Origin of the sequence: Corynebacterium sp. HMSC074H12 (assembly GCF_001813755.1) — a bacterium.
Taxonomy (GTDB): Bacteria; Actinomycetota; Actinomycetes; order Mycobacteriales; family Mycobacteriaceae; genus Corynebacterium; species Corynebacterium hiratae.
Map to the genome: position 1 here is coordinate 1 of NZ_KV813896.1, position 22,696 is coordinate 22,696.

Genomic DNA, 22,696 nt, shown 5'->3' on the forward strand with positions numbered 1-22,696 from the left:
CCCCCGCCGATACCCGCTTAGTGCCGAAAAAATAACCGCCACAACACCAAACCTCCAGGCCACAATGTCAAGGGTGACCTTCATCACCTAACCGTGAGCCAAGTCAGGTTAAAAAATTCGCTGATAACAAGTAAAAGCGGCACCCAGAAATAGTGCCGCTGTGTCTAACATGGAGCGCTGGTGAGTATGTCGAGCCGACCGCCGCCTTCTACGTACGAAGCTCAGCTGAGCGCGCGGGCGCTAGTCCTCATCTTCCGGCGAGTCGCCCCCAAGCAAATCTTCTTCGGAAATTCCGGAGTCACGCATGAGCTGCTCGAAGTCATCGTCTTCTTGGGCTTTCTGCCGAGCCGCCAACTCTTGAAAATCGCGCGACCTCTTCTCCGGGAAGGTCTCTGGGGACTTAGCTTCGCGTTCGAGACCGTAGTATTCCTTGAGATCTTCATCGCTAATGTAAATAGCGACCTCCTCGAGCACTTCCTTCTCAAAGCGGACGGGCACCCCGTAGTGATCTGCAAGGACGAGGGCGTCACAGATGCGGGCGTCGTGCTCCTCACCTGTTCCGTCGACCACGTCGACCATGAAAGCTCCCTTATGGTACTCGGAGACACAAATATGCTCGATCCCGTCGAGCTGGTCAGCGAAGGCAATCAAGAGTTCATAGGTACTAGGCCGCGCGTTGTAATGGCGCTCCAGCACCTGGAGAACGCGGGCTCCATCAATGGGCGAGACCCACACAGGCACGTGCCGGTCTGCCTCTTCCCAGTAGAAGAGGGCACACAGGTTATTCTCGGGGCCGACGGGGTGGATTCCTAAAAACTTCACTACTTCTGCAGTCATGGCACCCACTTTTCCACACTTTCCTCACGCGTGGCGATTGACAGAACAGCCCTCTATTCCGCTAAGGGCGGAACTCGTCCCGCAGCTCAGTCTTGACCAACGTTCCATGAAGGGACAAAACAAGCGCCGCCATCTGCTGTGACAGCTCCTCCGCCTGTTGCGGGGCCGTATCAGACTTCGAATGCGCCACCGGTGAAGCCACCTGCGAAATCATGTCTGCCTGCCGGCGGGCGGCATTGCGCAGCGACTTCAATTGCCGTGCCTCAAAGCCGAAAGACTCTAAAGCAACAGCCGCCGACACAATAGACACGTCATCCGTGTCAAAGAATCCCGCCGGATCCGGCTTAATGAGCCCCACCGAGACCAGCTCCGCAATGTTTTCTTGCGTGGTCCCGGCTTGGTCGGCCACGTCGGCGTCGGTAAGCCTGGTCACCACTGGTGCTCGCAGCTGCTCGGCACTGATCAGTGCCTCGGCTTGGGAAGAGACAATGGCGGTTACTTGACCCGAATCCATCGCCTCCAGCTGCTCGCGAATAACCTTGAGCGGCGTGTAGTGGTCGCGCTGCGCGGTCAGAATGTAGCGCAGGCGGTCAAGATCCTTCTGGTAGTAGCGGCGGTAGCCCTTCGCGGTGCGTTCCGGAGTAATCAGACCCTCAGATTCCAAAAAGCGAATCTTCGACACCGTCACGTCCGGGAACTGCTTCTGCACGTGCTTCAGCGTTACGCCAATAGACATGGGCTTTTGCTTGGTCTTCTTGGCCGCCGAAGATGCTGTTGCTGCAGCTGCGGTGGACTTCTGAGCGCTCACGATGGGACTACTACTGCTTTCTACGCGGATTCACTTTGACAAAGGGCAGGCACAGTGAGGAAGCAAGACCGGCTGCTCCCCTCGCACCCCCCGCTTCGTCCTTGCTGACGGGTACTGCCCTATTTGGGGGCGATGAAGACGAGGCGGAACTTACCAATCTGGATTTCGTCGCCGACTTCCAGTACCTGCGCATTGCGCGGCTCGCGGTTGACGTAGGTGCCATTGAGCGATCCGACGTCCACGACCTCGAACTGGCCATCCTTGGCGCGGAATTCTGCGTGACGGCGGGAGACGGTGACGTCATCGAGGAAGATATCTGCTTCCGGGTGGCGGCCGGCGGTGGTGGTCGGCTGATCAAGCAAGAAGCGCGCGCCGGCATTCGGGCCTCGCTTCACGACGAGCAGGGCCTGGCCTTCAGCCAGGTTCTCAGCACCAGCAACGGAGGCGTCGGAACCCGCCGCGGTGCCGTTTTCCATCTCCTTAAGAAGATCAGCGCGGAAGACAGAAGTAGTCTCTGCCTGCGGTTCCGGCGTTCCGGTATTCTCGCTCATTTTTACCTCCGAAGGGTCGGATCGATGTTGACTCATTCCATATTAGCGACTCCGCTGCGCGCGCGAGTCGCCTCTCCACAAATACATTAACGGAAAATGTTTCCTATGCCTTTGAGCACGGAATTTCCCCCGCCAGACAATGGATTATCGGAAACCATATAAGTCCAGGTGGCACTCGGGCGGGACAGTCCATGATCCTCTAGGTGCGCACCATCGGCATCAATAAGCACGGTCTTAAAAGTATCGACGGCATCATCAACCGCGCGCTGCGCCAAATCCTTGAATTCGCGTACCGCGATGCGGTGGTATTCATCGATAGGTGTCTCGCGAGCAATGGCACGCAAGTGAATGGATTCACGCACGTCATCCATCAGCTCCAAGTGGTCGGCCCACGCCAAGTCGAGGTGGTAGAGCATGATCTCGCGGGCAGCGCGCTCACGGGCATCCACGGGGACGTCGCTAAGCTCGGCGGCGCGTTCGGGCGCTCGCTCAGCGAGCTCCTGCCAGGCTTGATCAGTGTCGAGCAGCTTGGCGCGGCGCTCATCGATAATGATGCGCTGATCCGCCAGCAGCTGGTTGTACTTCCACGTCTGCGCGTGAATCTCCAGCAACTGACCCTCCGTCACCCGCTGGCAGTGTGCGATGAAGTCTCGGACTCGCTTGGATTCAATGAGGCCATCGGCATCCGGCCGCGCGGACAAAGACTCGTCTTCCCCGCCCTGCTGGACCACGTCATCCTCCAAGGAAACGAAGAAGAGTGACATGCCCGGATCTCCTTGGCGCCCAGCACGGCCACGGAGCTGGTTGTCCAACCGCGAGGAACGGTGCCGCGAGGTGCCAAGTACTGCCAAACCGCCCTTCTCGACGACCGCGTCGCGGTCAGCTTCGTCCGCGCCGCCCAGCTTGATATCGGTGCCGCGGCCCGCCATCTGCGTTGAAACGGTCACGCGCCCCACGTCGCCTGCCTCCGCGACGATGCGTGCTTCGTCCTCGTCGTTCTTAGCGTTGAGGACGTTGACAGTAATGCCGCGCTCACGCAAAGCTGCAGCGAGGTCCTCGGACTCCGCGACATCGTGGGTACCAACGAGGACCGGCTGACCCGTGCTGTTGATCGCAACGATCTCGTTGACGATGGCGCGCGATTTTTCGTCCACAGACGCGTAGATGCGGTCTGCTTCATCGAAGCGCTGCAGTTCCTTGTTGCGGTCGATGACCGAGACGTGCAGGTCATAAAACTGTCGCAACTGGTCGGTGGCCTCCACCGCGGTGCCCGTCATGCCACAGACCAAGGGATAGCGACGCATGAGCTCCTGCAGCGTAATGGTGTCGAGGATGCGCCCACCTTCTGATACCTCCAGGCCTTCTTTGGCCTCCACCGCTGCTTGGAGTCCATCCGGCCAGCGTTGTAGCTCGGCCACGCGGCCGCGGGAGGCGTCGATAAGCTGCAGCTTTCCGTCCGTGATGATGTAGTGAATGTCACGGATGAGCAGCGCCTTCGCGTGTAGCGCCAGGTTGACCTTCACCAGTACGGAGCCGATATTCTCTTCCGAATACAGCGAGTCAATACCCAATTCCCGCTCGACTCGCGCCGCACCATCATCGGTGAGCGCCACCGTGCGGCCGTCCTCTGCAATGACATAGTCCTGCTCCTCGCGCAAACGCGAGACCACGTTGGTGATGTGGCCCGTAGATTCCTCACCGGGGCGATTTCCGGCGAGGACGAGGGGGACGAGGGCTTCGTCGACAAGCACAGAGTCCGCCTCATCTACCAACGCCACGTCCGCGCGCGCCTGCACCGTCTGCTCCCGGGAGGTGATCTGGTTATCCCGTAGCACATCGAAACCGAGCTCATTAACCGGCGCATAAATGATGTCGGAAAGGTAAGCTCCGCGTCGCTCTTCCGGCCCCATTTTCTCCGTCACGGAAGCCACCGTGAGTCCAAAGAACTCCACGAGTGGGCGCATCCATTCGGCGTCACGCGCCGCTAGATAATTATTAACCGTCACCAGGTGCACGCGCTTGCCGGTGAGCGCGAAACCAGTCGCAGCCATGGCACCCACCAGCGTCTTTCCCTCGCCGGTGGCCATTTGGATGACGTCTCCTTCTAAAAGTCGGAGCACAGCCTGGGACTGAACAGTAAACGGGCGCATGCCAAGCTTGCGTTCGCTCGCCACGGCCAATGCCGCGAGGAAACGAGACTTATCTGCAATTCCCCCGTCTTTCACGCAAGCGCGCGCAGTGGCGGCAACGTCAGCATCCGACAGGTTCGCGATATCCTCCACCGCGGAATCTGCGGCCGTCACAACGGCTTTCGACTTCTTGTTGTTGCGTTCGGACTGCGCGCCCATTGCCTTCCAGAACCAATCGAATGCGCCCATGAGCACTCCTCCATCCTTGTGCGTCATACAGGTCTTCTATCGACTCTAGTCAACCCCGGTTCGCAAGCGTGCGTTCGCCCTTATATCCTTACGGACATGCAATCCGTGAACGTGTCGCTCCCCTCCAGCACCGGTACCGCGATGGCCGGAACCATCGACTTCCCTGACTCCCCTCCGCAAGCCTTCGCCATCTTCGCGCACTGCTTTGCCGGTTCGCGCCATACCCCCGGCGCCGCTCGTGTGAGCAAGCAGCTGACTAACTTTGACATCGCTACCCTACGCTTTGATTTTCCTGGCCTAGGCCAATCCGAAGGAAATTTCGCGGACACCTGCTTTAGCCAGAATGTTGCCGATATCCAGGCTGCTGCCGACTGGCTAGCACACAACTATTCCGCACCACAGCTACTCATGGGCCATTCACTGGGCGGGGCTGCCGCTCTGGCCGCGGCCAACAACATTCGCTCCCTCAAGGCCGTGGCCACCATCGGCGCCCCCTTCGATCCTGCACACTCCGTGCTGCACTACGCCGACAAGATCGGCGAGGTCGACGCCAACGGTGAAGTCGAGGTCACCCTTGGCGGCCGGGCGCTGATCATTTCGCGCCTCTTCCTCGAAGACCTTGCTGAGACCAACCCGGAGGACTATCTTCCGCGCCTGCGCAAGCCCCTCATGGTGCTGCATTCCCCCATTGATCAAACGGTGGGCATTGATAACGCACAAAACATTTTCCGGACCACGCGCTATCCCAAGTCCCTCGTCGCCTTGGATAAGGCCGATCACCTGGTGACTAAGCAGGGCGCGGCAGCCCGTGCCGCCGACCTCATCGGGGCTTGGGCGGAGCAGTTTATTGTTCCGGAGAACATTCCCACCCCAGTTGCTGAGGACTCCGCGCTTGCAATTCCGGCAGTTGGAACCAGGATGGGCGTCGTCGTGCACCACAATGACCGATCGGTGAGCGCTGACCGCACGAAAAAGAACGGCGGCAAAGGCCAAGGTTTCACCGCGGAAGGCCTTCTTATGTCTGCAGTGGCTACGGCAAGCACTCAGGCCATCAAAGAAGCAGGCAAGGCGCAGAAAATCGACGCGAAGGTGCTCGAAGCGGTATCTGTCAGGGTTAACCAAGAATCCGAATCTCGTTTCACACGTACGGTGACGCTTCCTGGCTTTCTGAGCGCCGATCAACAACGCGCGCTTGCCGACGCCGCCGCTTCCACCACCATCGATTCCCTCCTCGCTGTGGACATCGCCACCACCGTGGCAACCACTGCAGAATAAGCCGCCCATGGTTGTTCTTAACCCACTTGACCCTGCCGCCCGCTGTCCCTGCGGTACCGGCCTAAGCTTCGGCGAGTGCTGCTCGCGCTACCATGCCGGCACACCCGCCCCCTCAGCGGAGACCCTGATGCGCTCGCGTTTCAGCGCTTTCGTCGCCGGCGACGAGGATTATTTGCTGCGTACCTGGGACCCCGAAACCCGCCCCGAGCGCCTCGATCTAGCGGATACTGGGATCCGCTTCTACCGCCTCGACATTATCGACACCGTCGCCGGCGGCCCCTTGGACCAGACCGGCATCGTTGAATTCGAAGCCTTTTACAAGGGGGCCGCGAAGGGCTCGCAGCGAGAGCGCTCCTCTTTCCACCGCCAAAACGGGCAGTGGGTCTATTCCGCCGGAGAGTTTTAGCTGCCGCTAAAACAAAGGTTGAACTGGGATTTGTCGAAGCGAATACCGCTGGTGTAATCTGTAGCAGTTGCACCTAATGGTGCGGCGGCGGACTATGGCGCAGTTTGGTAGCGCACTACACTGGGGGTGTAGGGGTCGCAGGTTCAAATCCTGTTAGTCCGACAAAATTTAGGCTGGTCAGAAAACTCTGACCAGCCTTTTCTTTTGGAACGAGTCGACGGGTTAAGGCTTAAGCCTTGGGTTACTACGCCCACGGTAAATAGAGTTCAAATAATTCAATTTTTTAGCGCTTATTTACCGTGAACGACATGTATCGCCAAGCAAGGCCACTCCATGTTTCTCACCCTCATGGGGTAGATAGTGTTTCAAACTCTGGCCAAAGCTCGGGTTAGGGCACTATTACAATCCATGGAATTGTTATTGATCTACCTCGCAGTGGTGTTTGGCTGCGGCCTCGTTGCGTGGGCGGTGCGATTGCCGCCTCTCATCGGGTTTCTCGTCGCTGGCTTCGCGCTCAATGCCGGGGGTATCGAGCACGTTGAAGCGTTAGATCTTTTCGCCGACATCGGTGTCACGCTGATGCTTTTTGCAATCGGGTTGCGCCTCGATCTGAGGGCCTTGACCGACAAGGCTGTCTGGCTTACCGCCACCGCCCACGTGCTCGTGATGACCCTCCTCGGCATGGGTTTTATCACGGCTCTCGGCGCACTCGGCGCATTCGGTCCGACCAGTTTTTCGATAGCGGTCAACGTCGCCCTCGTGCTGAGTTTTTCCAGCACCATCGTGGTCGTCAAAATCTTGCAAGACCGCGGCGATGAACAAGCCCTCTACGGCAATATCTGCATCGGCGTCCTCATCATGCAGGACATCATCGCTGTCGTCTTCATGAGCATCCTGCGGGGAGAGCCGCCAAGCTTAGCGGCCGTGTTGCTTGTCCTCATCGTCCCGCTGCTAGCGCTGACTACTCGCCGCTGGTACAAGCTCGGGCACGGTGAGCTGGGCGCGCTCTTTGGCATCGTCATGGCGCTGCTGCCTGGTTATGCTCTCTTCGAGTGGGTCGGCCTCTCCGGAAGCCTCGGCGCGCTCATCATGGGCGTGGTGCTCTCCCGCTCCCCTGGCGCAGAACAGCTCAGCCATTCACTGTTTACCCTCAAAGAACTGCTGCTGGTTGGCTTTTTCGTCAACATCGGTTTCCTGGGCCTACCAACGTGGCACAACATCGTCGACGCCGGGTTGCTCCTGCTGCTTTTGCCCATCCAGGGCCTCGCTTACTGGGCAATCCTGTGGATGTTGGGACTGCGCAACCGCACTTCTGTCCTTGCTTCCCTGTTGCTGGCGAATTACTCTGAGTTCGCCCTTATCATTGCCGCTGTGGGAGTACAGGACGGCTGGCTCAACCAGCGCTGGCTGCTGTCACTCGTGCTCGCTGTTTCGTTGAGCTTTGTCATCTCGGCAATCCTCAACCCACAAAACGTCTCGCGAGCTACACACCTAGCCAAGCGACTGCCGGCCCGCCCACCGCACAAGATTCACCCGGAGGATCGCCCCATCGAGCTTGGCGACGCCCATGCGCTCGTCCTCGGCGTAGGACGGCTCGGCCTTTCCTGTTACAAGGAGCTCGTCGACGTCTACGGCGCCAATGTTTTGGGAGTGGAACACGATCCAGCACGAGTTCGCCATCTCCAAGAGAGTGGCTACAACGTCGTGGAGGGCGATGCAACAGATATCGACTTCTGGGAGCGCGTCAAGGACAGCCACCAGATCGATATGATTATGCTCGCCATGCCGGCCCAGCACGCGAACGTAGACGCCGTCAAGGAAATCTACGCTTCCCGCATCAATACCGAAGAATGCACCATCAGTTCGGTGGCCATGTACCGTGAAGACGTCGAGGACCTGCAGGAGCTCGGGCTCAGTGTCGTTGTGCACTTGCAGGACGGTGCCGGCGAATCCCTAGCGGAGCGAACTTTTACGGAGAATCAGCTACGGCACTTGCGCAACGAGGGCGAGCTTTAGAAAACGTCCTCCGCGGCATCCAGCCCGCTCCCTGCTGAGACCGGCTCCTGTGTCCGGACTCAGCGTCCAATGGGAGCTTAGCTGTTAGCACGCCACGGGATCCCCTCCTTGGGCAGGTAGCCCAAAAGGTAGAGGTAATCCATCGCGCCCAGAATAGAAACGACGAGACCGCCACCGAGGATAGCTGCGAGGAATGTGTAGCCAGCCATGGAGGAGGAATCGACGTCCTTTCCGTCTTGACCGTCTTTGCCATCCTTCCCGTCAGCGCCGTCGCGGCCATTTAGACCGTTAAGACCGTCGCGCCCGTCCTGGCCATCGACGCCATCGCGGCCGGGTGCGCCCGGTGCACCGTTGGCACCGTCGCGGCCATCCTTGCCGTCGATACCATCCTTACCGTCTTTTCCATCGCGGCCTGGTTTACCGTCCTTACCGTCTTTGCCGTCCTGAGCCGCAGCACCGTCGGTGGTAGAAGTCGAGGGTTCGGTAGTCGTAGGCGTCTCAGACTCCGATTCCTCGGGCTCGGTGGTCTCAGAAGGGCTCGGCGTTACTGAGCTAGACGGCTCAGAAGACTCGGGGGATTCTGAAGGCTCAGTGGTATTAGACGTCGAAGGAGAAGCGGGCTTGTCGTTGCTTACCTTCTTGCCATTGAGCATATCCGCACACTTCTGGCCTGCCGGTGCGTTAATCTCCGCGAGCGCAGAAGCGGAAGCCGAAATGCCTGAGAGCGTAGACTCGATCTCCTTTTGCTGGGTCTCGCTCAATTTCAAATCCTTGGCAGCGCTGGCACCTGGGAAAAGACCTGCAATGGTGACAGCGGCATTGAAGATCTTCAGAACGGTGGCCACACCAGTGCCAAAAGCACCGTCAGCAAACTTGATGAGGCCAGAAACGGTCTTCTTGGCGGCATCTGGATTCTTTAAGTCCACCTCTGCATCAGTGTTATCAATCTTGGCGATGGCCATGCCTTGCGCGCGTGCGAGATCCCAGGTGACGTCCTTGTCTGCCTCACCATCACGAACAAGTTTGGCAATTCCCTCCCACGAGCTTGCGCCAATCTTCTTGATGAAGTCAGAAGGCACAAGTTCACCGACGACTGGGATTACTTCCCACACCGTCTGGAGCAGCTTGTTTCCACCGTCGTAGAAAGCCCGTGCAAGGTCCAGCTTGCGCTCGAGAATCTCGCCTTCTTTACCTGGGGCATCGGTGATCTCACACACCAATTTGCCGTTCTTCTCTACGACCTTGATAGTCGCGTCAGCCGTCGATGCCTCGGCGGTTTCCAGCTCATCGCGTGTCTTTGGCTTGCCGGTTTCCGCGCCGTAGAAGCCAAAGTCGTTGTCTCGGGATTCACGCTCCAACTCCTCGATGGTGTTGTCGCCAGCGTTGTTTGAATCGATCAGGTTGCCGTCTGCGTCGAAGGCGGTGCCATTGACGTCGACAGTGTCAGCGCCGGACTGTTCGTGGACAAAAGACGTATCGCTCGGCTCCTCAACGGCGAAGGTCTGCGGGGCGACAATAACGGAAGAAAAGGTTGCTACGGCCACTGCGGTGGCAACGATGCGAGAGTGTAGGGAACGCATGCGAAGTCTTTCTTGCAAGTTGATGAGCACACACTTAACACAGTGAGCTAAGTGCTTAAGGTTCGGACGTGGTCACCATACAACCGTCGAAATATATTTTCTACATTTGAGGAACTATTCGTTACCCCCGTTTGGAAACCCCCAGTTCAGCATCAGTGCAGTTCACAGCGTCAACATCGTTGACAATACGATTATCTTACCCCCATCACCAACGGGTAACTTGCGGATAGACGCCGAGTTTAGCCGCCGACACCCCGGCCCTCCCCAGGTGCCAATAGAAAGAACTACCCGCTTTCTCATTAAGAAAGCGGGTAGAGAAACGGCGACGATGACGCGCCAAGAGGCAATCCTCAGTTACGTTGCTGCATTAGTCAGTCGTTCCACTAAGACTGCGCATGATGCCACCAAATTCAATGTCCATGTAGTGAGTGAGAATCTCGAAAATATAGTCTGAATCAAATCCACGCAAGGGACCCTTGGTACTCAGCATGGCTAGACCATGAGCGCCCGCCCACACGGAAATTACCAAGGTGAAAAGAACCCACGGGGTGCGCGGCCCGTCAACTTCATCGATTGCCTCACGCATGAGAGACATAATGAAGCCAAAAGCCCGTCCAAATTCGCTAAAGTCACGTTGGAGCTCAACCGCTTTGTTCGCGTTCGGCAAAAAGTCGTCCTCGAAGGACATGGGAACAATCGGCCCGGACGCGATCTTGATGAGAGCTTCAAAGCCCATCGGATCAGCCAACGCATGCGAGACGTAGCCGTACCCGGTGGCCTTAATCTTGGACATTGCTTTAGCGTCTTCCGGAAGCGCAGCTACCTGCCGGAAAATGAACTCATAGTTGACCTTGTCCAAATACCGCTCAAGGAAGCTGGCCAGCTCTTGATCGCTTTCAATCAGATGCTCAGCTTCCTGCACACTAAGGCCCGCCCGCTTCGCAGCACCACCGATATGAAGACCGGTAACGCCGTGGTCAAGCGCCTCCTCAATAGCACCACGCAGCAACGCCGTACGCTGTTCATCCTCGGTTCCCCGTGGGTAATCCTTGGCCTTTGCTACCAACGCTTCCGGCTGCTCTCCCACCAAGCCATAAGGAATAGTGCGCTCGACGCGCTCTCCCCTAAAGAATGGGTAGAGGCCGACGCTCAGGGTGTCCATAACAGCGCCGAATGTCTGTTTTTTCGCTGCCGGCGACAGGTAACGCAGGATTCCTTCAGCTGCCAGTTGCGTCACGCCGTGTAGGTGGGAAAAAATCGACAGCGCCGACAACAAAGTCCCATCAACATCGGGATCCACTCCGCCAGATTCCTTGATAGCCTCCTCGGTCAACTCAAAAAGAATCTGCATGATAGGACATTTTTCGACATCCCCATCAGGATTAACAAAGTCCTCTGCGGTAACGCCTACCCGAGGAGTAGCGTGAACCGCAGAAAATGCCGCAAAGGCAGAAGGATCCTCCACTGCGAAGGAGAAATACGCCAGCGCCGTGGCGCGAAGCTTATCCACGGCCGTCGCATTCTCAGGCAAACGCTGGAGATGCAGATCAACGAGTGAGGTAAGCGCCTCGTTCAGGGTGCGCTTGGTTTCCTTTACAAGCTCAGCTTCAGAGGCAAAGAGCTCTTGGGCTTCCGCTAGCGGAACATCCACTTGATCGGCCACCTCCCGGAGGCGCACCTCATCAATGCCCGCTTTGGCAATAACACGGCCGGCCTGCTCAATAAGGAGCTGGCGCGAGGGTTGGTTACCTTGTTCCACACCTACTGAAGTAATCACAGAATTCAGCTTACCTAGGAAACAATCACTTTTAGGCCCATAAACAAAGGATAGGAATATGCACAGGTTTTCTTAAGCTTTCGCCCGCACTGTAAGACAATCCACCCCGTCACCCCAAATTCAAAGTATACGTTGCTGTAAAACTTATACAGTCCCGCCCGCTATGCGGACGGGACCCCTGAGCGTTCAGGCTACGTGTCGCACAATGCCGGAACCTTGATGTGGCTCGGAACCAAGCGCGACAATCGCTTTACTTCTGCTCATCCCCCTGAGGAGCCTCAGCGCCCTGGTTGCCAATGCGCTCATCGAGCTGGTCGCGAGCGGAGTCAATCTTATCCGCCTTATCCTCGCCCAGCTTGCCCTTAGCAAGATCTGCACCCTTATCCAGTGCGCTATCCGAAATCTGCTCGCCCTTATCGGAGTTCAGAGCATCCTTTGCCTTGTCAAAAATACCCATTACTTTGTTCCTTCCTTAAGTAAATGCTGTCCTAACAGTGGTGACCCTCACGGCCCGAGTGTGCCGGATACTGCGCAATGCCAGCGACAGTGGGAGGCGTTAGCCGACTCCCCGAGCGACAGGCACGCGCACCATGGTCGGCACATTCAAGCTGAGCGCCATCACGTCACCCCACCGTACCGACTCGCCGTGCTCTTCGCCACAAACGTTATAAATCGTTATACATCTAGAGCACGAGTTAAAGGAAGACTTTCACACACTGAGAGTTCTCAGAATCGCTCTTAAAGTCTACCCCCTCCGGTTACCCCTTTTCGTTCAACAACTTGGTGCGTGCCGCCACTCTCTCATTTGTGAACCCTTGTACTCTGGGACACAATTCACATGTGCTCATTCTTGCCGCGTCGCGCGGCACGTACTGCACAACGTCATTGACCGCTCACTTACCTTTAAAGATCGAAGTCGAAACCTCGGCGCACCACAATGCCTTCCTTTCATTCTCATTCCGCACACCAATCCGCTGCCCGGCACTCTGAAGAGCTGTCTTCCTCTGAGCTACACATTCCTTCAGTCCCACAAGGCGGATCAGTTTTTGGCCTTGTGTGGCCGGGTAAGGAACAGGCTGCGGCGCAGGCCACGAAGAAGGCCACTCGAACAAGAACACTGATGAGCGGTCCTCATTCGGCCCCCAACAGCGTGACGGTGGCAGATAATCTCGACGCCTTAAAGGATTTCATTGCACAGGGGATGAGAGCGGACATCATCTACATTGATCCGCCCTATAACACCGGCAAGGATTTTGTCTACCGCGATAATTTCCGTCAACGCCGAGAGATGCGCTCAGAGCACTTTGGACAGTGGCATGCCGAGTGGCTTTCTATGATGTTGCCACGCTTGATCCTGGCTCGTGAGGTGCTCGCCGATACCGGCTTCATCATCGTGTCCATCGGTGAGTCAGAAAGCGCTCACCTGCGCCTACTACTCAACGAGGTTTTCGGTGAGGACTGCTTCGCCGGGCAATTCATTTGGAAGAAGGGCGGGACCGGGAAGAATGATTCCAAATATGCGGTTCTCGAGCACGAGTACATCCTTTGCTATGCCAAGTCACCTTCAAATGCCGGATTCAACCTGGACTTGGAAGCGCACACTTCAACCCGCTATAACCACAGCGATGAGAAAGGGAATTATTCACTCGTGCGGTTGGATTCTAAGACCTTGGGATACTTACCAAGCCTCGACTTTCCCATCGTTGGCCCCAATGGCCACGAATATTGGCCGCACCAGCCGGAGGGCAAGTCGGGCGTCGCGCGGTGGCGTTGGGGTAAAGACAAGGTCGCTGAGCATTATGAGGAGCTGGTCTTTCGACGCGGCTTTGTCTACACCAAGAACTACGAAAAGAAGGGTGCGCGTCCCCGTTCCATTCTCGATGGAGAGCGTTTTGGGGTAACCCGAACAGGCCGTCGTGACGCCGAAGAAGCACTTGGTGTCACGGGAGTCTTCGACTTCCCCAAACCTGTGCGCCTCATCAAGCATCTACTGTCCATCACCGGCGGCACGGACGCGGTAGTCCTTGATTTCTTTGCAGGCTCAGGAACCACTGCCCAAGCCGTCGTTGAGCTCAACCGCGAGGATAACGGTCAACGCTCATTCCACTTGGTCCAAATACCCCACCCCACCGAGCCGTCTAGTGCCGCGCGCCACGCGGGTTTTGAAACGGTCGCGGATATCTGTCTAGCGCGGGTTCGCTCCCTCGATACTCCTTGTGCGCATTTCACCTTGAGGTGATAGCCCGGCTCTAGGCCACATTATGCTCTTCTGTGCCTTCGGGCCTGCCAGGGATTCCGAAGAAATCTAGCACCGCATCGGTGGCGAAGCCTTCGCCCACCTCAATTTTCGTGGAGTTGTTACCACCCGGCCACACGTGAGATCCCCCCTCAATGCGGATGTGCTGAAGCGGAGCCTGGCACCCAGTCCACGTCTCTCTGGTCGCACCGTTTGTGAGGCGCACCGACTCGACGTCGCCGCGGCACTTGTTGCGTTTCTGATGCTGCCCGAGCACCTCTGCAACGGAAGAATAAGCCGTGCCATGACGCACACCGCCTTCATAGTTGACCACGGGATCCTTAGTTCCGTGAATGTCCAAACGGCCTACCGGACGATCAGAGCAATCCGTATGGATTCCTTCGTAGTATGCAGCTGACACGGTAGCTACTGAACGAAAAGTCCCTGGCATCCGGCACGCCAAGAAGGCCGCAAACCCTCCGCCATTAGACAATCCAGCCGCGAAAATGGCATTGTCGTCCACCTCATAAGTGGCCCGCAGGCTATCCACGATGGTGCGCACAAAGTCGAGGTCTTCTTCCGCGCTCGTCACTGCGTAAGGTGCTGGGGCCCACGCCGCCTTCTCCCCAGCAGGGTAAGCCACGATGGCATCAGCAGCATCAAACTGGCTGTACTTCTCCATATTCTCAGGCGAATCCGTATACCCGTGGAAAGAAAGCAGCACCGGCCACGCGCGCTCCGGGGTGTAATTCTCAGGCACGTGAAGTAGGAAACTGCGCCCAGAGGCTAGCTTCATCTTCTTTGTGTGCCCCGGCTCAGGGCCGACGAGCATGGGCGCTACCGGGATACCGAGATCATTTGTCCATGCTGCTTCAGGTGTCGGGGATGTCGGGGCTTCCTGGGATGTTCCACACGACGCCAACGCTAGCGCGCAGACAGCGCTGGCCGCTAGACCGACGAGCGTGTGCACTGGGCGCGGCCATGTTGTAGACGTTTTACCCATTGTTCCCCCTCACCACTCTCACTTCTGCGCGCCAATAAATCCTCGTCCACCTTAAAACATCGCACCGACATCTACGAACCCGCAGCGCCACGGTAAATTTGAGAGCATCATGTGCTCCTCGCCTTCCGAACCATCTGTTTCCTCCAGCGCCTCTCCCGCTCACCCTCTGCCCGAGCACTACCCCAGCTACCGTCGGGCTTCGGGGAAGGAGGCGCCCAGCTTCGGCACTGCCCAACAACGCAGGCATTCCGCGCAAGCTTTTAGCGAAGGCGCGGAGACCTACCATGACGTGCGCCCGGGTTACCCACGCGAAGTGTCGCAGCTCATCGCTTCTGCGCACACAGTTCTCGATGTTGGTGCAGGAACCGGCAAACTTACTGAATCCCTGACCAATTCCGTCGTCTATGCCAGCGATCCATCCCCCGACATGACGCGTGTCCTGCGCCGGCTCGGGGTGCCGTGCTGGCGCGCCACCGCCGAGAACACAGCGCTCGCCAGCTCCTCCCTTGATGCCCTCACCTGCGCGCAAACCTGGCATTGGGTCGACGTCGACAAGGCATGTGCAGAATTCGACCGAATTCTTCGGCCGGGTGGCAAGGTCCTTTTGGTATGGAACACCCTTGACGTCAATGCAGACCCGTGGATCCTGCGCCTTTCCCGCATCATGCACTCCGGTGATATCCACCGTCCCGGCTTTTACCCATCCTTTACCGCGCCGTGGTCGCTTCGTGAGGAGCTGCGCCTTACGTGGGAACACGAGCTCACCCCTGAGGACCTGCATGAGCTAATGCATACTCGCTCGTATTGGCTTCGCAATGGGGAAAGAATCCACGAGCGCATGACCTACAACCTCAACTGGTATCTCAATGAGCACATGGGTTTTAATCCCGGCCAGGTCCTGCGTATTCCGTACCGAACTGATGCTTTCGTGCTGGTGCGCTCAAGTGAGTAGCCACCTCCGTCAACCATGACAACTGTCATCCCGGATTCGTGACACCCTGTCTACGCTGCGAAACCCTTCGCGCCATAGCGTGAAGGTATGAGCACGACACGTACCACCCCACCAGCAATCGACGTCACCGGTGTAAGCAAAACCTTCAACGCCTCCTCCCGCAATCCTGTGCGCGCGCTTCACGACGTCTCTTTTAGCATTCAGCAAGGTGAAATCGTCGGCCTCTTAGGCACCAATGGCGCCGGCAAGACCACACTGCTTGACCTCATCCTGGGACTGACCACCCCAACCTCAGGGTCTATTAGTGTGCTTGGCGCCTCTCCATCTCATGCCTCTAAAAGTGGGCGTATCGGTGCCGTCATGCAAACTGGCGGCTTATTACCGGAGATAACCGTGAAGGAAACCCTTGAGCTTCTCGGTGCCGCGTTTCCCGTCCACCGCCCCTATAAGGAGATCATCGAGCGCGCCAACTTGGGCTCTATCCTCTCGCGTCGGGTGGGCAAGTGCTCTGGCGGCGAGCAACAACGTCTGCGCTTCGGGCTGGCCTTGTTGGGAGATTCGGAAGTGCTGCTTCTCGACGAACCAACCGCAGGCATGGACGCCGGCGCCCGCCGTCATTTTTGGGAGGCCATGCACGAGGAGGCAAGCGCTGGGCGAACGATTCTTCTCACCACTCACTATCTCGAAGAGGCCGATACGTTTGCCCAACGCATCATCATGCTCAACAGGGGCGAGATTCAAGCTGATGGATCTACCGAGGAGATCCGCAATGCAAACGCCACCCGTACCATCCGTGCCAGCTTCCCCAACGGCATCCCGGACAACCTCGAGACCGAGTCTTTCCCAGGAGTGCTGTATCAAGAGCACACAGACACCGGTCTGTCCATCACGACCCGAGACTCTGATGCACTTGCTCGCTACTTACTCACCGAAACCACGGCCCGGGACATCACAATTTCTGGCCATAGCCTCGAAGACTCCTTTATGGAGCTCTCTAACGCTTCCCCCGACACGACTACCCCATAAGGAGACCCCACGATGAGCATCAACAATGCCGTAACTCCCACGCTCGGGACAACCCTCAACTACGCGGCCCACGACCTTAAACGTCTGCGCCGAGACCTGCCCACGCTCTTTTTCAGCATCGGCCTGCCAATCATTTTCTATATCCTCTTTGGCGCGATGCAAGAGTACGGCGACATCGAATTCAACGGTGGGAATGTCGCCGCACTGGTCATGATCGGCATGGCGCTCTATGCAGGAGCCACTGGCGCTGTGGGTGCAGCCGGATCTATGGTCGCAGAGAATCGCGCGGGTTGGGGCCGCCAACTAGCGTTGACTCCCCTTCGGTCTTCCCAGCTAGCCGTTGCCAACTTTCTCAACATCTCGGTTCGTGCCATCCTGCCCATTGCCGCTGTCTTCATTACCGGTGGGCTGACAAAGGCGTCCATGCAGCCGGACCAGTGGACGCTAGCTTTTCTCATAACTGTTGTCTGCGCCATTCCCTTCGGCTTCTACGGCATGGCCTGCGCTATGCTCATTCCCTCGGAAAACACCGTCTCCGTAGCGACCTCGACCATCGTCATACTTGCGTTTGCCGGGAACGTATTCATGCCGCTGAAGGAATCGCTGTTGGAGGTAGGTCGCTTCACCCCAATGTATGGCGCGCAAGCGCTTGCCCGTTGGCCTCTTTCTGAAGGCTCCCAGATGATCAATGGCGAACGCCTCTTCATTGAGGACCCGATCTGGTACGCATACGTTAATATCGCTGTATGGACGGTGGTGTTCGTCGGGCTATGCCTGCTTTTGCACAAGCGCGACAAGGAGCGAGCATGATGCGGAACTTCAGACCGCGTGACGCTGCTTTCGCCGCTGTCTGGCTCATCTTTCTCCTACCGGTGCTGCTGCAGATCCTCCTCCAGCCCAGCTATTCCACCGCCCAGCGAACCTGGGCGGTTATTATCACCGCGGTGTTTTGTGCTGCTTACCTTGTCTCTTTCGGTACGGTGCACGACTATCCACGTGGGTGGTCCCATAACCATCGAGTAGCTATCCGGTGGGTTATTCTCGCGCTGATCGCGCTTGCCGCCGTCCCTTCTCACGGCGCCTGGATTGTGGTCTTCGTGCCCTACCTCGGGGCCTTGGTAGCCTTCACTTTGCCTCTCAAAATCGCAGCCGTGATCATCACGGTCACTGGAATCCTAGCTAGTATCCCTGTCTGGTTGTTCGATCGCCCGCGCTTCGTTGACCTCGCAATCATTCTCTTCGGGTGGCCCCTCCTTATTTTGGCGCTCGGTGCCCTCTCCCAGCGCGAAGACACCGAAACAGCGTTGCGCCACGACCTGGATCTGGCCCAGCAACGAGAAGACATTGCCTCAGATATTCACGATCTCCTCGGCCATACCCTCACGGCTATCAACCTCAAGGCCGAAGTGGCCCGCCGGCTCATCGACCGCGACCCTACCAAGGCCGCTGCCGAGCTCGAGGAGATTAGTTCGCTGTCTCGGTTATCCCTTGCCGAGGTCCGCTCCACTGTTACTCGCATGAAGAACCCCACCTTTGCTGGCGAAATTCAAGCCGCGCGGCGCATTCTGGAAACCGCCGGAATCCAAGCTCACCTTCCTGAGACTCTCACCCAGCCACGGGCTCATGAAGATCTGTTCTCGTGGGCACTGCGCGAGCTCACCACCAACGTTGTACGTCATTCGGGTGCCACGCAGTGCTGGGTGATTCTCACTGAAGATTCCCTCCAGGTCACGGACAACGGCAACGGATTCACGGAGGATGCCACGCAGGCGCTTGCCGACGGCCTCACGGGTCTCGCCGGCCTTCGCCACCGTGCAGAAGCTGTCGGTGGCGAGGTCATTACTCAGCGTGCCGAAGGTGTGACCACGGTCCTCCTCGCCTTGGACGGCCACCGGCTGATTCAACAGGTGCGATAGTTATGAGCGAACACATCCGCGTACTCATCGCCGAAGACCAATCCCTTGTCCGGGGCGCTCTCACCGCTTTACTGAGTACCGAACCCGACATCGACGTCGTTGCCGAGTGTTCCACCGGAGCCGAGGTCGCCGCACTCGTTGCTGAGCATCAGGTAGACGTCGCTCTACTCGACATTGAGATGCCTGGAATGAACGGTATCGATGCCGCAAAGTCGATCGCCGGCACTCACTGCCGCAGCCTCATCGTCACCACGTTTGGCCGTCCCGGTTACGTCAAACGCGCCCTCAACGCGGGCGTCGATGGCTTCCTCGTCAAAGACACTCCCCCGGAGGAACTCGCCGATGCCATCCGCCGCGTCCACTCGGGTCTGCGTGTCATCGATCCGCAGCTTGCTCAGGACATACTCTTTACTCCCGACAACCCGCTGAGCGAACGGGAAGTCGAGGTGTGCCGCCTACTGGTTCGCGGCCTCGGCTCCGCCGATATCGCAGCACACCTCCATCTCAGTGGCGGTACGGTGCGCAACCACGTGTCCGCCATTATGACGAAGACACAGGCAAGTAACCGATTTGAGGCCGCGCGGCGCGCCGAGGCAAACGGCTGGATCTAGACGCTTGCGTGCTCTCAGCCCACACTAGCTATCGGCGTTGACGGCGCTCGCGCACGCGCACCGCGATGCGCACGGGCGAGCCATGGAAACCGAAACGCTCGCGGAACTTGCGCTCCAAATAGCGGCGATAGCCCGCATCCAAAAAGCCGGTAGTAAACAGCACGATAGTCGGCGGCTGTGTCGAGGCCTGGGTAGCGAACAGCACGCGCGGGAGGCGGTTGTTGTTCATCGGCGGCGGGTTCGCAGCAATCGCCTCACGCATCCAGTTGTTGAGCTGACCAGTAGACACGCGCTGGTCCCAGCTCTCGAGAGCCTCAATCATGGCAGGCTCTAGCTTCTGCAGGGCGCGGCCAGTCTCCGCAGAGATATTCACGCGGGTCACCCACGGCAGGTGACGCAGGTTCTCATCGATTTCGCGCTCCAAGTAGTAGCGGCGATCCTCGTCCACAAGGTCCCACTTATTGAAGGCGATGACCAGGGCCTTACCGGCTTCCAGAATCATGTTGAGGACGCGCTGGTCTTGCTCGGAGACTTCCTGGGAGGCGTCGATAAGCATGATGCATACCTCGGCAGCATCAATCACGCCGCGCGTGCGCAGCGAAGCGTAGTACTCATGGCCCTGCGCGTTCTTAACCTTCTTGCGCAGGCCCGCGGTATCAATGAACTTCCACAGGCGCTGATCTAGCTGCACCAAGGAGTCAACTGGGTCGACCGTCGTGCCGGCGGCATTGTCCACGACGGAGCGCTCCTCCGCCGTCAGCTTATTCAGAAGCGAGGACTTGCCCACATTCGGCTTGCCCACCAGCGCCACGCGGCGAGGCCCGGAGGTAATCGAAGAATGGCGCGGCTCTTCCGGGAACAAACGCAGAATTTCATCCAAGACGTCGGCGCCGCCTCGGCCATGCTGGGCGGATACCGGCCACGGATCGCCCAAGCCCAGCGCGTAGAACTCGGCCATGTCTGCGTACATCGTCTCCGAGTCAAACTTGTTGGAGACGAGGATGACGGGCACCTCAGAGCGCTGCAGCTTTCGGGCCATGACCGCATCGGTTTCGGTGATGCCCACCTTGGTGTCCACGACAAACACGATAACGTCGGCAGTCTCCATGGCCTGTTCTGCCTGGCGCGCGATAGCGGCGTGGATGCCCTTGACGTTCGGATCCCAGCCACCGGTGTCCTGAACGAAGAAGCGCTGGCCGTTCCAGTCCGCCACGTAGGAGACGCGATCACGCGTTACGCCCGGGTGATCCTCCACCACCGCTTCGCGGCGCCCGAGGAAGCGGTTCACCAGGGAAGACTTACCCACGTTCGGGCGGCCGACAACGGCCACTGTGCAGAGGTTTTCCTCCGTGTGCTCCTCGCCCACGCCAAAGGCGTGAGATAGCGCCTCCCACTCTTCTTCGCTGAGCGGGTTCTCACCTTCAGCGATATCTTCTTCCTCGCCGAAATCGGCTTCGCCGAACTCGGAGTCGTCGAATTCCGACTCATCGAATTCATAGTCGAAGTCCTCAGAATCGAAATCCTTCTGCGCCCACCCGCCGTGCGGATCGCGCACGACCTCTTCCTCGAGTTTGCCTACCGGGTAATGAAATTCCGTCTCGAATTCTTCCGGCTGCTGTTCGGGGTTCACGTTTGGGTTCTGCGGTCCATTAGTCATGTGAGGCCTCCTTTGCGGCCGATTCTTCGACGACGGCGATGAGGGCATCGAGGACCTCGTCTGGGGTCATCTCAGAGGTATCCACGAGTACGGCGTCCTCGGCTGGGCGCAGCGGCGAGGTGGCACGGGAGGAGTCCGCAGCGTCGCGCCGCTCGACGTCGGCAAGCACGGTGTCAAAATCCGAATCGATGCCCGCCGCACGGTTCTGATCGTGGCGGCGCTGCGCGCGGACCTCGGCGCTGGCCGTCATGAAGGCCTTAGCGGGAGCGTCAGCGAGCACCACGGTGCCGATATCGCGACCCTCCACAATGGCACGGTGTGCCTTCGCGGCAAGGTTCCGCTGCAGCTCCACGAGGTTCTGGCGTACCTCCGGGATGGCAGATACTGCCGACACGTTGCGGGTTACCTCGTCCTCGCGGATCACGCGGGAGACGTCCTCGCCGGCAAAGATGACCTGAGTGGAATCCGGATCATCGGAGACCTCCAGAGGCAGGTTTGCGGTTGCGGCGATGACAGCGTCGGTATCCGCTGGGTCCACGCCCGCGCGCAGCACGGCAAGGGTAGCCACGCGGTACATGGCGCCGGTATCGACATACTTCGCGTCGAGGCGCTTGGCCAACGCGCGGCAGGTCGTGGACTTCCCGGTGCCCGACGGGCCATCCACGGCCAGAACGAGTCCCTGGTTTGGCATGTTTGAAATCATTACATCCCCACCGCCTTGTACAGGCTGGTCAATTCGTTGGAGTTCAATGCGCGCAAGGAGCCGGGCTTCATATCGCCCAGCTGCACGGTGTGGAGCTTGGTGCGCACAAGACGCTGGACCGGAAAGCCGGCCTCCTTCAGCATGCGGCGCACGATGTGCTTGCGGCCTTCGTGCAGCTCAAGACGCACCAGCGAATAGCCCTGGTTTTTGTCCACGATCTGCACATAGTCCGCCTTCGCCGGGCCGTCTTCTAGTTCAACGCCCTCGCGCAGCTGGCGAACCAGCCTCTTATCGGCCTCACCCAAAACGGTGGCCAGGTAGGTCTTGGTGACCTCGTACTTAGGATGCATGAGGCGGTTGGCCAGCTCACCGTCGTTGGTGAGCAAAAGAAGGCCCTCGGTATCCGCATCGAGGCGCCCGACGTGAAACAGGCGCTGGCCTGCCACGACCCGATCCGCTACGACATCGCCCACGCACGGACGACCCATGTCATCCGACATAGTGGACTGCATGCCGCGGGGCTTGTTGAGTACGAAGTACTGAGTTTCTTCGTTGACGTTGATGCGTGTGCCATCGACGCGGATCACGTCCGTGTTGGGGTTAACTCGGGTGCCTTGGGTGATGATGACCTGGCCGTTGACCTCAACGCGGCCCTCATCGATGAGGATCTCTGCATGGCGGCGGGAGGCAACGCCGGCTTTGGCCAGCACCTTCTGGAGGCGTTCGCCTTGGTTCTGGGAATTCTTCTTAGCTTTACCGTCTGCCAGCCAGTCCGCGCCCAAGTCGCGGGCGACAGAATCGGCGGTGGCCTTCTTCTTTACGTGCTGATGGCGGGCCGGCTTAGCGTTCGAGACAATCATGTCGCTGTCTCGCTTTTTCTTGTCCGGTGTGCCATCGCGGCGAGCGGGTGGAGTCACGGATGTGTCCTCTCAATAGTTCTTCAATTTGCGGCGCGCGGAATCGC

General features: G+C 58.4%; 20 protein-coding genes and 1 tRNA gene. 10 read left to right on the top strand and 11 right to left on the bottom strand.

Annotation, left to right across the window (positions count from 1 at the left end; translation table 11 throughout):
• Window positions 1-240 precede the first annotated feature (240 nt).
• The 4 genes from HMPREF2932_RS04105 to secA2 all read right to left on the bottom strand — a co-directional run bounded on the left by HMPREF2932_RS04105 (window position 241) and on the right by secA2 (window position 4,574).
• Window positions 241-837 (bottom strand): bifunctional nuclease domain-containing protein, encoded by a 597-nt coding sequence (locus HMPREF2932_RS04105; RefSeq protein WP_071409682.1) that lies wholly within the window; start codon window positions 835-837, stop codon window positions 241-243.
• Window positions 838-898: 61 nt separating this feature from the next.
• The gene (locus HMPREF2932_RS04110) at window positions 899-1,645 is read right to left on the bottom strand and encodes a transcriptional regulator FtsR (protein WP_046649387.1); all 747 of its coding nucleotides are present in this window, start codon (window positions 1,643-1,645) and stop codon (window positions 899-901) included.
• Between the two features lie 119 nt (window positions 1,646-1,764).
• Window positions 1,765-2,196, bottom strand: a complete 432-nt coding sequence (gene odhI, locus HMPREF2932_RS04115; RefSeq protein ID WP_010186533.1) for an oxoglutarate dehydrogenase inhibitor Odhl — start codon at window positions 2,194-2,196, stop codon at window positions 1,765-1,767.
• Between the two features lie 86 nt (window positions 2,197-2,282).
• Window positions 2,283-4,574 carry an accessory Sec system translocase SecA2 gene (gene secA2 / locus HMPREF2932_RS04120; protein ID WP_071409683.1) on the bottom strand — a complete coding sequence of 764 codons (2,292 nt, stop codon included), beginning with the start codon at window positions 4,572-4,574 and terminating at the stop codon, window positions 2,283-2,285.
• Window positions 4,575-4,670: 96 nt separating this feature from the next.
• Here secA2 and HMPREF2932_RS04125 point away from each other — a divergent pair, with 96 nt between their 5' ends.
• From HMPREF2932_RS04125 to HMPREF2932_RS04140, 4 genes are all read left to right on the top strand, one after another.
• Complete coding sequence (locus tag HMPREF2932_RS04125) at window positions 4,671-5,849, top strand: bifunctional alpha/beta hydrolase/OsmC family protein (RefSeq protein ID WP_070681401.1); 1,179 nt, start codon at window positions 4,671-4,673, stop codon at window positions 5,847-5,849.
• A 7-nt stretch (window positions 5,850-5,856) separates the two neighbouring features.
• Window positions 5,857-6,255 (top strand): YchJ family protein, encoded by a 399-nt coding sequence (locus HMPREF2932_RS04130; protein WP_070681404.1) that lies wholly within the window; start codon window positions 5,857-5,859, stop codon window positions 6,253-6,255.
• Between the two features lie 88 nt (window positions 6,256-6,343).
• Window positions 6,344-6,417: transfer RNA gene (locus HMPREF2932_RS04135), tRNA-Pro, on the top strand.
• A gap of 246 nt (window positions 6,418-6,663) precedes the next feature.
• Entirely contained in the window at window positions 6,664-8,271 is a 1,608-nt protein-coding gene (locus HMPREF2932_RS04140; RefSeq protein ID WP_070516225.1) for a cation:proton antiporter family protein, read from the top strand.
• Between the two features lie 77 nt (window positions 8,272-8,348).
• Here the strand turns inward: HMPREF2932_RS04140 and HMPREF2932_RS04145 are convergent, their stop codons facing one another.
• The 3 genes from HMPREF2932_RS04145 to HMPREF2932_RS04155 all read right to left on the bottom strand — a co-directional run bounded on the left by HMPREF2932_RS04145 (window position 8,349) and on the right by HMPREF2932_RS04155 (window position 12,085).
• Window positions 8,349-9,851 (bottom strand): collagen-like protein, encoded by a 1,503-nt coding sequence (locus tag HMPREF2932_RS04145; protein ID WP_071409675.1) that lies wholly within the window; start codon window positions 9,849-9,851, stop codon window positions 8,349-8,351.
• A 367-nt stretch (window positions 9,852-10,218) separates the two neighbouring features.
• Window positions 10,219-11,628 (bottom strand): TetR/AcrR family transcriptional regulator, encoded by a 1,410-nt coding sequence (locus tag HMPREF2932_RS04150; protein ID WP_071409676.1) that lies wholly within the window; start codon window positions 11,626-11,628, stop codon window positions 10,219-10,221.
• A gap of 250 nt (window positions 11,629-11,878) precedes the next feature.
• A complete protein-coding gene (locus tag HMPREF2932_RS04155; RefSeq protein WP_070510775.1) occupies window positions 11,879-12,085 on the bottom strand; it encodes an antitoxin in 207 nt (68 codons plus the stop codon).
• Between the two features lie 663 nt (window positions 12,086-12,748).
• Here HMPREF2932_RS04155 and HMPREF2932_RS04160 point away from each other — a divergent pair.
• Window positions 12,749-13,867: a site-specific DNA-methyltransferase gene (locus HMPREF2932_RS04160; RefSeq protein ID WP_232751623.1), complete on the top strand. Its 1,119-nt coding sequence runs from the start codon at window positions 12,749-12,751 to the stop codon at window positions 13,865-13,867.
• A 10-nt stretch (window positions 13,868-13,877) separates the two neighbouring features.
• On the opposite strand, the gene HMPREF2932_RS04165 is transcribed toward HMPREF2932_RS04160, so the two are convergent.
• On the bottom strand, window positions 13,878-14,660 hold the full coding sequence (locus tag HMPREF2932_RS04165) for a CE1 family esterase (RefSeq protein ID WP_141756284.1): 783 nt from the start codon (window positions 14,658-14,660) through the stop codon (window positions 13,878-13,880).
• Between the two features lie 316 nt (window positions 14,661-14,976).
• Between HMPREF2932_RS04165 and HMPREF2932_RS04170 the strand changes: the two genes are divergently transcribed.
• The 5 genes from HMPREF2932_RS04170 (at window position 14,977) to HMPREF2932_RS04190 (ending at window position 19,372) form a co-directional block, all read left to right on the top strand.
• Window positions 14,977-15,819, top strand: a complete 843-nt coding sequence (locus HMPREF2932_RS04170; protein ID WP_071409677.1) for a class I SAM-dependent methyltransferase — start codon at window positions 14,977-14,979, stop codon at window positions 15,817-15,819.
• Between the two features lie 87 nt (window positions 15,820-15,906).
• On the top strand, window positions 15,907-16,845 hold the full coding sequence (locus HMPREF2932_RS04175; protein ID WP_210397758.1) for an ABC transporter ATP-binding protein: 939 nt from the start codon (window positions 15,907-15,909) through the stop codon (window positions 16,843-16,845).
• Window positions 16,846-16,857: 12 nt separating this feature from the next.
• Window positions 16,858-17,655, top strand: coding sequence for an ABC transporter permease (locus HMPREF2932_RS04180; protein WP_070516231.1), 798 nt, complete (start codon window positions 16,858-16,860; stop codon window positions 17,653-17,655).
• Window positions 17,655-18,761 carry a sensor histidine kinase gene (locus HMPREF2932_RS04185; RefSeq protein WP_070754488.1) on the top strand — a complete coding sequence of 369 codons (1,107 nt, stop codon included), beginning with the start codon at window positions 17,655-17,657 and terminating at the stop codon, window positions 18,759-18,761. The genes HMPREF2932_RS04180 and HMPREF2932_RS04185 overlap by 1 nt, the downstream gene beginning before the upstream one ends.
• 2 nt (window positions 18,762-18,763) lie before the next feature.
• A complete protein-coding gene (locus HMPREF2932_RS04190; RefSeq protein ID WP_070516234.1) occupies window positions 18,764-19,372 on the top strand; it encodes a response regulator transcription factor in 609 nt (202 codons plus the stop codon).
• Window positions 19,373-19,400: 28 nt separating this feature from the next.
• Here HMPREF2932_RS04190 and der read toward each other — a convergent pair whose 3' ends face one another.
• From der to HMPREF2932_RS04205, 3 genes are read right to left on the bottom strand one after another with little or no spacing between them, the layout of a single operon-like run.
• Complete coding sequence (der, locus tag HMPREF2932_RS04195; RefSeq protein WP_049154965.1) at window positions 19,401-21,029, bottom strand: ribosome biogenesis GTPase Der; 1,629 nt, start codon at window positions 21,027-21,029, stop codon at window positions 19,401-19,403.
• Complete coding sequence (gene cmk / locus HMPREF2932_RS04200) at window positions 21,022-21,732, bottom strand: (d)CMP kinase (RefSeq protein ID WP_049154964.1); 711 nt, start codon at window positions 21,730-21,732, stop codon at window positions 21,022-21,024. Before cmk ends, der begins: the two co-directional genes overlap by 8 nt.
• The gene (locus HMPREF2932_RS04205; protein WP_071409678.1) at window positions 21,732-22,649 is read right to left on the bottom strand and encodes a pseudouridine synthase; all 918 of its coding nucleotides are present in this window, start codon (window positions 22,647-22,649) and stop codon (window positions 21,732-21,734) included. Before HMPREF2932_RS04205 ends, cmk begins: the two co-directional genes overlap by 1 nt.
• Window positions 22,650-22,696 lie beyond the last annotated feature (47 nt).

Excerpts from the sequence above, each read along its gene's own strand:
- HMPREF2932_RS04170 (WP_071409677.1), top strand. The coding sequence starts at position 14,977 with ATGTGCTCCTCGCCTTCCGAACCATCTGTTTCCTCCAGCGCCTCTCCC.
- HMPREF2932_RS04140 (WP_070516225.1), top strand. The coding sequence starts at position 6,664 with ATGGAATTGTTATTGATCTACCTCGCAGTGGTGTTTGGCTGCGGCCTC.
- HMPREF2932_RS04105 (WP_071409682.1), bottom strand. The coding sequence starts at position 837 with ATGACTGCAGAAGTAGTGAAGTTTTTAGGAATCCACCCCGTCGGCCCC.
- HMPREF2932_RS04180 (WP_070516231.1), top strand. The coding sequence starts at position 16,858 with ATGAGCATCAACAATGCCGTAACTCCCACGCTCGGGACAACCCTCAAC.
- HMPREF2932_RS04130 (WP_070681404.1), top strand. The coding sequence starts at position 5,857 with ATGGTTGTTCTTAACCCACTTGACCCTGCCGCCCGCTGTCCCTGCGGT.
- der (WP_049154965.1), bottom strand. The coding sequence starts at position 21,029 with ATGACTAATGGACCGCAGAACCCAAACGTGAACCCCGAACAGCAGCCG.
- secA2 (WP_071409683.1), bottom strand. The coding sequence starts at position 4,574 with ATGGGCGCATTCGATTGGTTCTGGAAGGCAATGGGCGCGCAGTCCGAA.
- HMPREF2932_RS04155 (WP_070510775.1), bottom strand. The coding sequence starts at position 12,085 with ATGGGTATTTTTGACAAGGCAAAGGATGCTCTGAACTCCGATAAGGGC.
- HMPREF2932_RS04175 (WP_210397758.1), top strand. The coding sequence starts at position 15,907 with ATGAGCACGACACGTACCACCCCACCAGCAATCGACGTCACCGGTGTA.
- odhI (WP_010186533.1), bottom strand. The coding sequence starts at position 2,196 with ATGAGCGAGAATACCGGAACGCCGGAACCGCAGGCAGAGACTACTTCT.
- HMPREF2932_RS04165 (WP_141756284.1), bottom strand. The coding sequence starts at position 14,660 with ATGAAGCTAGCCTCTGGGCGCAGTTTCCTACTTCACGTGCCTGAGAAT.
- HMPREF2932_RS04125 (WP_070681401.1), top strand. The coding sequence starts at position 4,671 with ATGCAATCCGTGAACGTGTCGCTCCCCTCCAGCACCGGTACCGCGATG.
- HMPREF2932_RS04160 (WP_232751623.1), top strand. The coding sequence starts at position 12,749 with ATGAGCGGTCCTCATTCGGCCCCCAACAGCGTGACGGTGGCAGATAAT.
- cmk (WP_049154964.1), bottom strand. The coding sequence starts at position 21,732 with ATGATTTCAAACATGCCAAACCAGGGACTCGTTCTGGCCGTGGATGGC.
- HMPREF2932_RS04185 (WP_070754488.1), top strand. The coding sequence starts at position 17,655 with ATGCGGAACTTCAGACCGCGTGACGCTGCTTTCGCCGCTGTCTGGCTC.
- HMPREF2932_RS04190 (WP_070516234.1), top strand. The coding sequence starts at position 18,764 with ATGAGCGAACACATCCGCGTACTCATCGCCGAAGACCAATCCCTTGTC.
- HMPREF2932_RS04145 (WP_071409675.1), bottom strand. The coding sequence starts at position 9,851 with ATGCGTTCCCTACACTCTCGCATCGTTGCCACCGCAGTGGCCGTAGCA.